The sequence below is a fragment of the Aggregatilinea sp. genome, assembly GCF_036822615.1.
Classification (GTDB): Bacteria; Chloroflexota; Anaerolineae; order Aggregatilineales; family Aggregatilineaceae; genus Aggregatilinea.
On sequence record NZ_DAISHJ010000138.1, the window covers coordinates 1 to 12,862 of the forward strand.

A 12,862-nucleotide genomic window follows, 5' to 3' on the forward strand; every position below is an offset into this window, starting at 1 on the left:
GCGTCGATGCGCCTGTCCCCTACCCCCTCGCTGAAGGTGTACGTTTGCATGAGCGATTTATGCCTCTACGCGTTCGGCTAGCGTTTGCTGAGCCGCCTCAGCGCCTTCCCAGGCCTTGAACGGCTGGAAGTCCACGCCGAACTGCATCAGCGTCTTCCCGATCACGTGATCGACCATATCGTCGATCGTCGCCGGATGGTTATAGAAGGTCAGCATCGGCGGCATGATCAGGCACCCACTCTGGTCCGCGAGCTGTAGATTGCGCAGGTGGATCGCGTTGAAAGGCATTTCTCGTGGGAGCAGTACGACCTTACGCCGTTCCTTCAAACAGACGTCTACCGCACGGACGAGCAAGTTATAGGAGAAGCCCGCCGCCACCGCCGACAGCGTCTTCATGCTGCACGGCGCGACGATCATGCCGTCCGTCTTGAACGACCCGCTGGCAATCGTCGCCCCCATATCGCGGATATCGTGGAGAACATCAGCCAGACCCTTAACCGCCTCGACGCTGTAGCCTGTTTCAAGCCGGATCGTCTGTTCCGCGCTCTCGCTGATGACCAGATGCGTTTCACAACCCTCGACACGCTGAAGCGCCTCCAACATCCGAATACCGAGAATAGCACCACTTGCCCCGGACATTCCAACAATGAGTCGCACGGTATTCCTCTCATCACACGCCATAATGAACCGGTTAGGGATGCCGGAACATCCCTAACCATGTCAGTCAACCAGATTCCCTACAAAGTCACACCTGCTCAGGCAGTATCTTCCGTCCAGCCTACAGCAAGCCGGTGATCTGCCACCACATCACCTCGACGAGCACGGTGACCACGAAAACAACCGCTGTGAGAGGAATACCGAGCTTCATCACCTCTTTATCGGTATACATGCCGCCATCATCGCCCAACCCCACCAGGATATTCATGTGATGGAAAGGCAAGATCCAGTGCATGGCAATCGCGGTGTAAACCATCAGCGCCGGAACGAGCGGATTGATGCCAGCGGCCACCGCATATCCAACCAGGGCCGGTGTGGCGATCCCCATGACGGCCATCACGCTGCCCAGGACCATGTGAAGCAGAATGGTAATGGTCGTAACCAACAGCGCGAACAGGAACAGGTTGCTTGGCACTTGCGACGGCAGCACGACGGAGGCCACCCAGTCATTCATGCCGGTAAGCGCGCCAACCTTACCGATGGACAGCGCGGCGGTCAGGAAGAACAGCGTTGCGATCGGCACTTGCGACCACTGCGGCGGCTTAAGAATGTCGCCAATCGTGGGCATGCTCATCGCAAGCGCAATGCCAAGTGTCACCCAACCGATGTGGACGCCATGAATGGAGTCGGTCACCCACAGCACGATCGCCAGACCGATCCAGAAGATCACTTTCTTTTCGATCAGCGTAAACGAACCCAGTTCGTCGAGCTTCTTGGCGACTTCCGTCTTGTTGATCGTAAATGTGCCGCTGGGCTTGAACAGAAGCAGTTGGAGGGCGCAGGTCAACACGCTGGCGACAAGTCCGGGGACGCTCATATATTTCAGCCACCCCAGCCAGCTCAGTTCCTGACCAGAAAAACCAACTGCGACAATGTTGATGGTGCTGTCGCCGGTGAGCAGGATCATCGAGATCGGAGCAGAACCAGCGAAAACGGCCAGCCCAATATTGATCGCATCACGCTTTGGCATGTCCGCGCTTTTGATAATAACCCCCATGACACCCATGATCAGGAATGAACGGGGCCAGGGATGCGGAATCAGGAAGCTCAACAGGAAGCCGAGAACGTAGCAGGAGATGATCACGCTGCGATAGGAACTCACAACGCGCAGCAGAAACTGATAGGCAATGCGCTTCCCCAACCCTGATACCTCGACCGCAGCCGCGATGAGGTATCCACCAACGATCAGGTACATCAACGGGGATAGCCACATCGCGAAGACATTTTCCGGCGGTGCGACGTCGAACAACACGTAGGAAACGAGCATCACCAGCGACACATAACCCGGATGCGCCACCTTGGTCGCCCACCAAATAACGGTCATCAGGCTGAGCGCCAGCCCGCGCTGGCCTTCCGGCGACAGGTCATTCAGCGGCAGGTGCCAGACGATAAAGGCTACCAGCAAACCGGCCAGCGCACCGATCTGCCGGGTGTATTTCATAAGATTAAACGGCTCTTGACGAGACTGAGCAATAGCATTTGTTGCCATGAGTTTCTCCGGATTTACTGGCACACGCCAGAATGTTTATTAGCTGACTTTCGGGAGATAGTCTTGTGCGTCTATAACTTTCGGAAGGGCTCGGATTAACGCGTGCATGTGCTGGCACGGCAGTTGCCAGCACATGCACGCCACGCTATGTATGGCTGTTATTTATTCGAAATCCGGCAGAAACGTCTTGGGATCAACCTCCATGAACTGCGCACGAACGAACTTGCTTTTGAGATGGTACGGTACGGTGCAGTCGAAGATCGTTTTGCAGCTAATGCCCTTTTCCCGAATGGACGGCGAGAATTCCGGCGACTCAGACGGGTCCAGGGGGTGGCAGCGCACACCGGGGATGAAGATCGTGTCAATGTCGCCCTGGAAGCGCGTATTCAGCGCCCACAGCACATCGTTCATGTCGAAGGGATCGACATCTTCGTCAACCAGGAAAACGTGCTTGAGTTCAGAGAACGCGGAGAATGCCAACAGCGCGGCCTGGCGCTGGCGCCCTTCATCCGCCGGACCCAGCTTCTTGAACTGGATGACGACCATGTATTTACCGCCACCTGCCGCGGCAGAGTAGACATTTTGCAGGCGACCGGGCATGGCCTTTTCGATCATGTCGATGATGCTGGCTTCGGTCGGGATGCCAGCCATGTTGACGTGTTCCTCGCTCGGCCCGATGCACGTTTGCATGATGGGGTTCTTGCGGTGGGTCACAGCCTTGACGCGGATCACCGGGAGCGACGGGTTGGCCGGGCCCGTATAGCCTGGGAACTCCGGCATCGCGAAGCCCGTGTTCGAGTTCTGGTCTTCTCTCACCCGCACACCGGGGACGATCTCACCCTCGATCACGTATTCCGCATTGGCGATCGCGCATTCATCGACCGTCAGGCATTTCACCAGCTCAACCGGCTTGTTGCGGAGCGCGCCCGCGATTGAGAGTTCATTGAATCCGAGCGGTGTCGTCGGCGGTTCGAAGCATGCCGCGATCTCGATGGCCGGATCGACGCCGATACTGATCGAAATCGGCAGCGGCACACCCAGTTCCTCCGCGCGTTCTGCCATCGCGCCAATGTGACGCGACCCGGGGACGAAGTAGATCGACAGCTCGTCTTTGCCCTGAACGCAGATGCGGTGGATGGTGATGTCAGATACTTTCGAATCGGGGTGTGTGGCGTAGCACATGCCGAGCGTGATGTACGGACCGGCGTCGACCGGCGTGTTCGTCGGAACCGGGATAAGTTTGCGCAGATCGAAACCCTCGTCCGTGGCGAGATGGACAACTTCCTGGCAAGCAGCACCCTCTTGCCCAATTTCAACCGGCTGGATCGGGCAGTTTACGCTGTCACGAAGGGCGAAACCCAGGCGATTGGGCGCGACGCCCAGCAGTTTGGCAACACGAGTGCGGCTTGAGAGGATGCCGATGGCAACCTTTGCCCCCGGGTATCCCTTAACGTTGTTGAAGATCATGGCCGGGCCAAGCCGCGTGGGGCGCATCACCGTGCCCGCTGCACCGACATACCGGTATACACCGGATAACTCGGCCTCAGGCTCTACGGCAACGTCCGTTTCGACAAGCTCCCCTGGCTCCGTCCGCAAATACTCTAAGGCGCTGCGCAAATCAATCACTTCGGGCTTTGTCATTGAATATCCCTCTATTCGGTGTATTAGTAGCACGAACCCCTGGGATGAAGGCCAGCAGTTCACATTGGACTGTTTTCATCGTATCGCCGACTCCTGTTGTGACCTATTCCAGATGCGCTACAATTTATTCCGAAAAGGAATATAACGTTAAGGAAGATGAAAAATGGAAGTAAATTATCTGCACGAATTCTTAGCGATTGAGCGATTAGGCAGCTTTACACTGGCCGCAGAAGAACTCTTTATTTCCCAGTCATCCCTATCGAAGCACATAAAAGTGTTAGAGAAAGAGCTTGGGGTTGAGCTTTTTGATCGGACCACTCGCAATGTAGTTCTAAGCGACGCAGCGGAGTTGATCCTCCCCTACGCTAAGGAGCTGTGCAGCATAAACAACGCGCTTCTTGGCGCAGTCGCTGAACACAACAGACGCGAAAGAAGCGTCATTAATGTGGTTTCGATCCCGGTGATGGCTCAATACGAAATCACGAGGGCCATTGCGCGGTTCCAAAAAGAGAATCCCAACATCGTACTTACCGTCATCGAACGTGAGCCGAATGAAATCGGCCAACTGCTTGAGTCTGGCGAATGTGACCTCGCCTTTATCCGTAGATCGGCTGAAAGCGCATCCAATCTCGATTTCGTGGCGTTTTGCGAGGATTATCTGGTTGCGGTGCTTCCCGAAACACACTATTTGTCCGAAGAAAAAGAGATCGAACTCTCGCAGTTAAGCAACGAAGGGCATATGTTTCTGGATAAAGCGACCATGTTATATGGGTTTTGCTACAACCTGTGCCTCGATGCGGGCTATACGCCCAATGTGGTTTACACAGGCTGCCGTCCAGAAAACATCATCGCTCTCGTGTCACAAGGCATGGGCGTCGCGCTGCTGATGAAACGCCATACAGATTATTCAAAACGACACAACGTAACATGTGTCGATATCAAACCCACTGTAAAAAGTGCGGTCGGTTTAGCGAAGGTAAAAAACCGCAAAGTGACAGCCGCAGTACAGCGGTTTTGGAATTACATTGCCGACACCGAAGTCTCCGGCACCCTCGAAGGTCAAAGCCTGACTCACCGGGTTTTCGCGCAGGAAAATGCAGGGTAAGAGGAAAGAACCTGTTTCAGCCCCGCAAAATGTGAACCGGGCTGTCTAGAGCGTCACGGGATGTCGCCCGCCCCCGGACGCGATCCATCTTCGCGCTGGCACCACCTGACGACGCATTACAGAGTCCAGTTGCGGGTGCGCGACATTCTCACTCGTTTCTCCGAACGCCATATGTGATTTGGCAAAATTGGTACGCGTCGCGTCCATTTCGCCGGTTGCACCGTGTATCCCGATCATGCAATGTTGGGCACGCGTAATACGCCATTTGGCGGGGATGCGGAGCCGCGCGAATATCGTTACTATAGCCGTACACTCACCTTCGAGGCAGGCGTATGGACGCAACCCCATCCATTCGGGTCATCCTGGCTGACGATCATCAGGTCGTCCGGCACGGAATCAAGCAGTTTCTCTCGGCGGCAGGCATCGCCGTGATCGCTGAGGCAGAAAACGGCGAGCAGGCGATTCATCTCATCGAGCAGCACCGGCCCGATGTAGCAGTGCTCGACATCCAAATGCCGGTCTACAGTGGCATAGAGGTGGCGCGGCGTGTGCGTGCCAAGGGGCTGCCCATCGGACTCTTGATCCTCACCGCCTACGATGACGATCCATTCATCATGGCGGCGCTGGAAGCCGGGGTAAACGGCTTCGTGCTCAAAACCGCCGACATGGAAGAGATTATCGACGCCGTGCGCGCGGTACACGAGGGCAAGTCGGCGCTCGATCCTGAAATTTTGCCGAAGCTGATGCGCGCCGTAGCGGCCTCGCACGAGGTCAAAAAAACGGTCGAGCCGCTCACCGAGCGCGAGATGGAAGTGCTGCAAGCTACCGCACGCGGCCTGACCAACAAGGCCATCGGGCTGATGCTGGGCATCAGCGACCGAACGGTTCAGGGACACCTACGCCGCATCTTCGAAAAGCTCAACGCCGCCAGCCGGACCGAAGCCGTCGTGACGGCGTCGCAGCTCGGCCTGCTCAATCTCCCCACTTCCCATGAAACTCCGCCCGACTAGCCTCCCACTGCAGATCCTCGTCTTCGTGGTACTGCCGCTGCTGGCGCTGCTGATGCTGGTGGCGGTCGGCGGCGTCGCGCTGCACCAGACCGCCATGCGCGACATGTTGGTCGATCACAACGATCAGGTCGTCGCGGGAACCGCAGTCAGCCTATCCGATCAGATCGCGCAGCGCGAGGCGATCCTGTCTCAGATCGCCCTGCCCGACCACGCGGACGCCATGCAAGAAATGCTGGCAGGGGCGGCGTGGCTGCCCACGCTGTTCGACAGCGGTGTGGCGGTCTACGCGGCGGATGGGCAGCGGTTGGCTGCGTCCGGATCGGGCGACTGGGATGGGCTCGACGCGCAGATCTCTGATCCGGCGGCTCCTCCGCTTCTATCGCTGATCAGCCCTGGCGACAATGCCACGCGTATCGCCATCACGGTTGTGCAAGGGGAGCGCCGTCTGGTCGGGATCGTCTCACTGGCGGCACTGCCGATCCGCGAAGTGCTGATGAGCCTGCACGAGTCCGCCAGCACGGATGTCTATCTGCTGGACGCGAGGGGCATGGTGCTCTATCACAGCAACCCGGCGCTGGTCGGGGAAGAATTTGACGCCGCGCCCGCCAGCACAGAGCCGGTCGAGCACACCAACCACGAAGGGCGCGATGTCGTGGCGACTGTCGCGGCAGTACCCGGGATCGGATGGACGCTGGTACAGGAGGAGCGCTGGACCGAAACGCTCAGCCCGGTGATGCGCTATTCGCAGGCCGCGCCGCTGGCGCTGGTCCCGGGCCTGCTGATCGCAATGGGTGCGATGTGGTTCGGCATCCGCCGCATCGTCATCCCGCTGCGGCGACTGGAAGGGGAAGCGACCGCCCTTGCCGGAGGCGACTTCGCCGCGATCGAGCAGCAGGTGGGTGGCATCAGCGAAATCCAGCATCTGCAAGCGACGCTTCAACACATGGCAAAGCGCGTCCAGGCGGCACAGGTGAGTATGCACGACTACATCGGCGCGATCACGTCCGCGCAGGAGGACGAGCGGCGGCGACTGGCCCGTGAACTACACGACCAGACCGCGCAGGCGCTGGTGGCGCTGGGCCACCGCCAGCAGATGCTCAAACCGCACCTGACGGACGATCCTACTGCTGCCGAGCTGCATGCCGAGATCCGGCGCATGATCCAGGATACCATCGAGGATCTGCGGCGCATTGTGCGCGCGCTGCGTCCCGTCTATCTGGAGGAACTCGGCCTCGTCCCGGCGCTGCAAATGCTTACGCGCGATCTGGGACCGCACGACAGCATGACGGTGCACTTCGACAAAACCGGGACACCCCGGCGGCTTGCGCCCGAACACGAGATCGCGCTCTACCGTATCGCACAGGAGGCGCTCAACAACGCCTGGCAGCACAGCGACGCCACGCAGATATGGCTGCGCGTGCACTTCGAGGCGGCGCAGGTGACGCTCTCCGTGCGCGACAATGGGCGGGGTTTTTCGGTCGTACACCAAATGCCGGACCCTGCGAGCAGCATCAAGCACTTCGGGCTGATGGGCATGCGTGAACGTGCGGCCCTGATCGGCGCGCAGATCAAGATCGAATCGGAGCCAGGGGTGGGCACTACAATCACCATCCTGGCTCCGACCCTCACCAACCTGGAGAGTCAAGCTCTCCGCTAAAGGGCTTATACCTCAGATAACTATGGGCAGGTATGTTCGCCCTCGCCATGCTCCAGGAAATTGGCGAAGCCCTGGTGCATGCCGGGATTATGCTCGGTGCCGAGATGTCCCGTCTGCGCATGTTCGGCAACATGCTGCCCAAAGTACTTGCCGCAGTCCGCACCCGGCACAGGGCCGTTCCCCTGGGCGAGCACCGGGGCCGCCATGGCAAGCAGCAGCGTAGTCAGGACCAGGATAAGCAGCAGCCGTTTCATAATTCTTCCTCCTGTTGGTAGCAATGAGATCATGGTTGGGAGAGAAAGGTCGCTTAACGAGTAGGAGCAAGCTCAGCCAGGATGGTTTCCATCAGTTCGATCTCGGCGGTCTGGTCGTCGATAATTTGCTGCGCCAGCGCGCGTAGATCCTCGTGTTCCGCATAGCGCAGCACACGCGTCGCCATGTGGACCGCGTCGTCGTGGTGATCGATCATCGCTTCCAACCAGGCCGCGTCATAGTCTGCGCCCTCGATCCGGTCGAAGCCGGACATCATCCCCATCATCAGCGGCATGTCGGTCATCGGATTGGCGGTATGATCGCCGTGCCCCATATCCATCATGCCGCTGGCCGCGCCCAGGCCCATCCAGTCCATCAACTGCGCCATCGGGACCGGCGTGTAGTCGATGCCGTACCAGTCCAACAACCAGCCGCGCATCAGTTCGATCTCCGGCGTCTGCGCGTCGATCACACCCTGGCACAACGTCTGCACGGCTTCGGTCGTTGTCTTTTCCAGGCAGTGCCCGGCCATATCCAGGGCCATCTGGTGATGATCAATCATGCCTTCCATGAAGCGCACCTCGGCGCGTCCCGCGCGCCCGGTCACGCCATCCTGTGCATAGGCCACCTGCGCCACGAGCGGTACCACCACTACGACGAACATCAGCAGCAGTCGTCTCAGCATGAACGTCACATCTCCTAGTCCACGTCTGCACAAAAACGATGCGGTCATCATATGAGGAGAAGGCATAGCCTGTAAATACGCCGAATGGCGTGTTGGCAACTCGCTGCGAGCCGTATAGCACGTCAAAGAAGTGACAGATCGCGCAGGCGCATATACGCCAAATGGCGCATTTGCCCGCTCCTCCGATCCTTTATAGTGAGACCAAGATTGTTCTGAAGTTCACGGAGGAACCTGCATGCGCCCCCTTACGCGACTGATGTCCGTCGTCTTGCTGTTAGTGACCGGGCTGATCCTGGCGGGATGCGGCGGCAGCGCCGACGAAGCACCCGCCGTCGCCGCGCTGCCCGACTGGGTGATGAGCGCTCCCACCCGCGTGCGCGAGGCGTACGAGTACGCCGTCACCAATCCTGAGGAGCTGGCAAAGTATCCGTGTTACTGCGGCTGTGGAGCAATGGGCCACACCAGCAATCTGAGCTGTTACGTCCAGGACATCGCGCCGGACGGCACGATCACCTACGACAGCCACGCCACCGGCTGCGGCATCTGCGTGGATATTGCGCAGGACGTGATACGGCTCAAGGCGCAGGGCCAATCCTCGCCGGAAGTGCGCGCTTACATCGACGCGCAGTACAGCCCCTTTGGTCCCGGCACGGACACGGCGCTGCCGCTGGACTAGCCGATGCTGAGCCGCCTTTCCGCCCACCCTCGCCTGGCGCTGATTCCGTTTGGCGTGCTGGTTCTGGTCGCGCTGCTCGCGCCGCTGCCGGGATCTGCCGCCCATGAGACGCGCACGCTGCACATCGACGCGGCACAATTCGCCTTCACACCAGGCCGGGTGCAGGTCAACCAGGGCGACAGAATCACGATCACGCTCACCGCGTCGGACGTGGTGCACGGGTTCTACCTGGACGGGTACGGGCTGGAGCGGCGCATCGTGCCGGGCGTGGCGCAGGAAGTGACATTCACCGCCGACCGGCCCGGCAAGTTCCGTTACCGCTGCGCAGTCAGCTGCGGTCCGCTGCATCCATTCATGGTGGGCGAACTGGTCGTCGCAGGCAACGCACCCTATTGGTGCGCGATCGGTGTCGTGCTCAGTGCGGCGGCGGGCATGCTCGTTTACATGTGGTTTTCCGGTCAAAACAAAAACATTCAGGAGATCAATCGTGGCACAAGCTAAAAAGAGTCAGCGCCGCAAAAAAGGCGGCATCAGCAGCGCGATCAAATGGGCCCTGGCGGGCGCCGCCGCCTTCGCCCTCGTCGTCTTCGCGCTGGTGATTGCTTCGCCTGACCCCGGTCCGCAGGCGGGCCAAACCGTATTTGATCCCGACTTCGAGCCGGAAGTGACCGGCGCGCCGCGCGTCAACGTCGTCGAGGACGAGCTGATCGATTACGGTGACGTGCAGCTAAACACCACGATCCAGACCAGCTACACCGTGCGCAACCTGGGCGACGAGCCGCTGATGTTCGTCAACACGCCCTACGTCGAGGTGATCGAAGGCTGCTGCCCGCCCCAGGCGCAGGTCAGCGCGCCGGTCATCGAGCCAGGTCACGAGGGCACGGTGTCGTTCTCGTTCATGATGCACGAAGGCATGGGCGGCCCGCACGAGTTCCGCGTGCACCTGCAAACCAACGACCCCGCCGAGCCGGACAAGCAGCTCACGATCCTGTCGAACTGGGTATCCTGACGTGCTGAACGAAGAACGCATCGACCTGTTGGCGCGCGCGCCGCTGCTCAAGCGGCTGCTGAAGGCGCGCGCCTTCCAACCGGCTATGATGCTGACCACGCTACTGGTGTTCACGCTGGCGATCCTGGCCGGGATCGCGGGCACGCCTGCCGGAAGCCGCAACTTCGGCATCGTGTTCGTGTGGATCGTGTGGTGGGCACTGCTGATCGTCGTGCTGGTGCCGTTCTTCGGGCGGCTGTGGTGCACAATTTGCCCCATCCCCGCGCCGGGCGAGTGGCTCCAGCGCCGCGCGATCGTGCAGCGCGGCCCGGCCCGTCTCTGGACGCGCGGCCTACACTGGCCCCGCCGCCTGAAAAACATGTGGCTGCAAAACTTCGGCTTTCTGGGCGTGGCCGTGTTCAGTACGATCATCCTCACCCGCCCCAGCGTCAGCGCGTGGCTGCTGCTGAGCTTTCTGCTGGCGGGCGTGCTGTTGAGCGCGCTGTACAAAAACCGCGTGTTCTGCCGCTATGTCTGCCCGGTAGGCGGCTTCATCGGCCTATACTCGCTGGTATCCCCGGTCGAGCTGCGCGTGGCCGACCCCAACGTGTGCGCCGATCACAAGACGAAGGACTGCATCACAGGGAACGAGTTCGGCTATGGCTGTCCGTGGATGGTCTTCCCCGGCAGCCTGACCCGCAACACCTACTGCGGCATGTGCTTCGAGTGCCTGAAGACCTGCCCCAAGAACAACATCGTGCTCAACCTGCGCCCGTTTGGCAGCGACCTCACAGTCGCCAAAGAGCGGCGGCTGGACGAAGCGTATAAGGCGTTCATCATGCTCGGCTGCGCCCTGCTCTACTCGGCGGTGCTGCTCGGTCCGTGGGGCTGGCTGAAGGACTGGGCCAACATGGACACCCTGCCGCATTGGGCGCTGTATGCGGTGGGTTTTCTGACAGCCAATCTCGTGCTGCTGCCGGGACTATTCGGGCTGGCGGTGTGGATCGCGCGGCGGATTTCCGGCCAGAACCAGCCCCTGCGCGGCCTGTTTGTAGATTACGCTTACACGTTGATCCCGTTGGGCTTGGCGGCCTGGATCGCGTTCAGCACCGGGTTCGTGCTGATCAACGGCAGCTACGCGCTGACCGTGGTCTCCGATCCGATGGGCTGGGGATGGAATCTGTTCGGCACGGCGGGCACACACTGGACGCCGCTGGGGGCAACCATCATCCCGTTCCTGCAAGTCGGCGTTTTGACCACCGGGCTGATGGCCGCGCTCAACACCGCCTATAAGATCGCGCGGCAGCACAGCGCCCAGCACCGGGCCGCGTTTCTGGCGGCGCTGCCTGTCAGCGGTTTCGCGCTGATCGTTACGCTCGGCTTTTTACGGTTATATCTGGGATGAATATGGCGCGTCGGGAACTATTTGCACTGATCGTCTTGGGGCTGATCGTGATCGGCGTGCCAGTTGCCGTCATCGGCTACCAGTACGGCGTGCGTCCATCCGCATCGTCCACGCGACTCGTGGACATCGACCTGCGCGCGCCGCAAAATGGCGGTTTTGCGCCGGAAGCGATCACAGTCCCGGCGGGTGAAACGGTAACCCTGCGTTTCGCCGCGATGGACGTCACGCACGGGGTCGCCATTGGGCCGGGCCTGGGCGTCGATCTGGGCCCGATCGATCCCGGCGAAGTTAAGGCCGTTACGCTGACCTTCGACCACCCCGGTACGTACACGTTCTACTGCACGACGTGGTGCAGCGACGATCACTGGCGTATGCGCGGCACGATCCAGGTGATCGATCCGGCCAATCCTGCGTTTGTGCCCACCAGCGCGCCCGATCCGGTTATCGCGGCGCTAATCGCGGAAGGTGTGGACATCGACGCGGCGCACGGCAGCACAGACGGGCACGACGCCGAACATTCCCTCACTTTTACGCGTCCGCTCTCGGCGGAACACGGCGCGGCACTGCTGCCCGGCATGAGCGTCCCCGCAGAGCTAAATGTTCCGGCGGGGCGACGCACGCATACCCCGGCGCAGGCGCTCGATCTGTTGGCGGAGGCGAATTCCGGCGCGGCGCAGGCCGACTTACTGGACGTGATCGCGCACCTGTGGACAGCGGACACGTCCCCCGAAACGGTGGCAGCCGCGCAGGATCTCTATAACCAGAACTGCGCCGCATGCCACGGCCAATACGGAGGCGGTGACGGTCCCGCCGCTGGCACGACCGCCGAGCAGCCCGTCGCGTTTGCCGATCCCGCATACCTGTTCGAGATGCGCAGCGACGTGCTCTACGCCAAGATCCGGCGCGGCGGCATGGGCACCGGCATGCCCAACTTCGGCACTCTGTTCACGCCGGAAGAAACCTGGGCGTTGGTCGACTACCTGTGGACGCTGCCAACCTCCACACCATAGCACACCGACGAGAAAAACACCCTTCCAGATGAAGAAGTTCTCGCTCCAGGGGACGGCAAACCGTCTCAATCACCAGTTTGCCCCGTACCAACGCCATACGACAGCACGTAACAGGCCCAGAATGACTGGGTCTGTTACGTTCATGCTGTTCCTTTATACGCGCTTGAGCTTAAGAGCGTGTTTGTTAAATAGCGCAAAGGAACGATAGAGTTGAGGTATGGCCAAGA

General features: G+C 60.2%; 13 protein-coding genes. 8 read left to right on the plus strand and 5 right to left on the minus strand.

From position 1 onward, the window contains the following. Positions 1–57: 57 nt before the first annotated feature. The 3 genes from V7116_RS22880 to V7116_RS22890 form a co-directional block, all read right to left on the minus strand. A complete protein-coding gene (locus V7116_RS22880) occupies positions 58–657 on the minus strand; it encodes a UbiX family flavin prenyltransferase (RefSeq protein WP_324394305.1) in 600 nt (199 codons plus the stop codon). Positions 658–778: 121 nt separating this feature from the next. Further along, positions 779–2,206: an SLC13 family permease gene (locus V7116_RS22885; RefSeq protein ID WP_324394306.1), complete on the minus strand. Its 1,428-nt coding sequence runs from the start codon at positions 2,204–2,206 to the stop codon at positions 779–781. Positions 2,207–2,368: 162 nt separating this feature from the next. After that, a complete protein-coding gene (locus tag V7116_RS22890; RefSeq protein ID WP_324394307.1) occupies positions 2,369–3,847 on the minus strand; it encodes a UbiD family decarboxylase in 1,479 nt (492 codons plus the stop codon). Between the two features lie 163 nt (positions 3,848–4,010). Between V7116_RS22890 and V7116_RS22895 the strand changes: the two genes are divergently transcribed. From V7116_RS22895 to V7116_RS22905, 3 genes are all read left to right on the plus strand, one after another. Continuing rightward, positions 4,011–4,952, plus strand: a complete 942-nt coding sequence (locus V7116_RS22895) for a LysR family transcriptional regulator (protein WP_324394308.1) — start codon at positions 4,011–4,013, stop codon at positions 4,950–4,952. Positions 4,953–5,284: 332 nt separating this feature from the next. Further along, on the plus strand, positions 5,285–5,962 hold the full coding sequence (locus V7116_RS22900) for a response regulator transcription factor (RefSeq protein WP_324394309.1): 678 nt from the start codon (positions 5,285–5,287) through the stop codon (positions 5,960–5,962). Continuing rightward, a complete protein-coding gene (locus tag V7116_RS22905; protein ID WP_324394310.1) occupies positions 5,943–7,619 on the plus strand; it encodes an ATP-binding protein in 1,677 nt (558 codons plus the stop codon). Before V7116_RS22900 ends, V7116_RS22905 begins: the two co-directional genes overlap by 20 nt. Before the next feature lie 20 nt (positions 7,620–7,639). Here the strand turns inward: V7116_RS22905 and V7116_RS22910 are convergent, their stop codons facing one another. Both V7116_RS22910 and V7116_RS22915 read right to left on the minus strand, forming a co-directional pair. Beyond that, entirely contained in the window at positions 7,640–7,873 is a 234-nt protein-coding gene (locus V7116_RS22910; RefSeq protein WP_324394311.1) for a hypothetical protein, read from the minus strand. 53 nt (positions 7,874–7,926) lie between these two features. Next, positions 7,927–8,556 (minus strand): DUF305 domain-containing protein, encoded by a 630-nt coding sequence (locus V7116_RS22915; protein WP_324394312.1) that lies wholly within the window; start codon positions 8,554–8,556, stop codon positions 7,927–7,929. Positions 8,557–8,791: 235 nt separating this feature from the next. Between V7116_RS22915 and V7116_RS22920 the strand changes: the two genes are divergently transcribed. Genes V7116_RS22920 through V7116_RS22940 form a run of 5 tightly spaced genes read left to right on the plus strand, consistent with a single transcriptional unit; the run spans position 8,792 to position 12,635 of the window. After that, entirely contained in the window at positions 8,792–9,232 is a 441-nt protein-coding gene (locus V7116_RS22920; RefSeq protein ID WP_324394313.1) for a PCYCGC motif-containing (lipo)protein, read from the plus strand. A 3-nt stretch (positions 9,233–9,235) separates the two neighbouring features. Then, positions 9,236–9,733 (plus strand): cupredoxin domain-containing protein, encoded by a 498-nt coding sequence (locus V7116_RS22925; protein WP_324394314.1) that lies wholly within the window; start codon positions 9,236–9,238, stop codon positions 9,731–9,733. Then, a complete protein-coding gene (locus V7116_RS22930) occupies positions 9,720–10,241 on the plus strand; it encodes a hypothetical protein (RefSeq protein WP_324394315.1) in 522 nt (173 codons plus the stop codon). Before V7116_RS22925 ends, V7116_RS22930 begins: the two co-directional genes overlap by 14 nt. Before the next feature lies 1 nt (position 10,242). After that, the gene (locus V7116_RS22935; RefSeq protein ID WP_324394316.1) at positions 10,243–11,625 is read left to right on the plus strand and encodes a 4Fe-4S binding protein; all 1,383 of its coding nucleotides are present in this window, start codon (positions 10,243–10,245) and stop codon (positions 11,623–11,625) included. Positions 11,626–11,627: 2 nt separating this feature from the next. Further along, positions 11,628–12,635: a c-type cytochrome gene (locus V7116_RS22940; RefSeq protein WP_324394317.1), complete on the plus strand. Its 1,008-nt coding sequence runs from the start codon at positions 11,628–11,630 to the stop codon at positions 12,633–12,635. Positions 12,636–12,862: the final 227 nt, after the last annotated feature.

Coding starts and splice junctions, on each gene's coding strand:
- V7116_RS22885 (WP_324394306.1), bottom strand. CDS start 2,206: ATGGCAACAAATGCTATTGCTCAGTCTCGTCAAGAGCCGTTTAATCTT.
- V7116_RS22890 (WP_324394307.1), bottom strand. CDS start 3,847: ATGACAAAGCCCGAAGTGATTGATTTGCGCAGCGCCTTAGAGTATTTG.
- V7116_RS22895 (WP_324394308.1), top strand. CDS start 4,011: ATGGAAGTAAATTATCTGCACGAATTCTTAGCGATTGAGCGATTAGGC.
- V7116_RS22900 (WP_324394309.1), top strand. CDS start 5,285: ATGGACGCAACCCCATCCATTCGGGTCATCCTGGCTGACGATCATCAG.
- V7116_RS22905 (WP_324394310.1), top strand. CDS start 5,943: ATGAAACTCCGCCCGACTAGCCTCCCACTGCAGATCCTCGTCTTCGTG.
- V7116_RS22910 (WP_324394311.1), bottom strand. CDS start 7,873: ATGAAACGGCTGCTGCTTATCCTGGTCCTGACTACGCTGCTGCTTGCC.
- V7116_RS22915 (WP_324394312.1), bottom strand. CDS start 8,556: ATGCTGAGACGACTGCTGCTGATGTTCGTCGTAGTGGTGGTACCGCTC.
- V7116_RS22920 (WP_324394313.1), top strand. CDS start 8,792: ATGCGCCCCCTTACGCGACTGATGTCCGTCGTCTTGCTGTTAGTGACC.
- V7116_RS22925 (WP_324394314.1), top strand. CDS start 9,236: ATGCTGAGCCGCCTTTCCGCCCACCCTCGCCTGGCGCTGATTCCGTTT.
- V7116_RS22940 (WP_324394317.1), top strand. CDS start 11,628: ATGGCGCGTCGGGAACTATTTGCACTGATCGTCTTGGGGCTGATCGTG.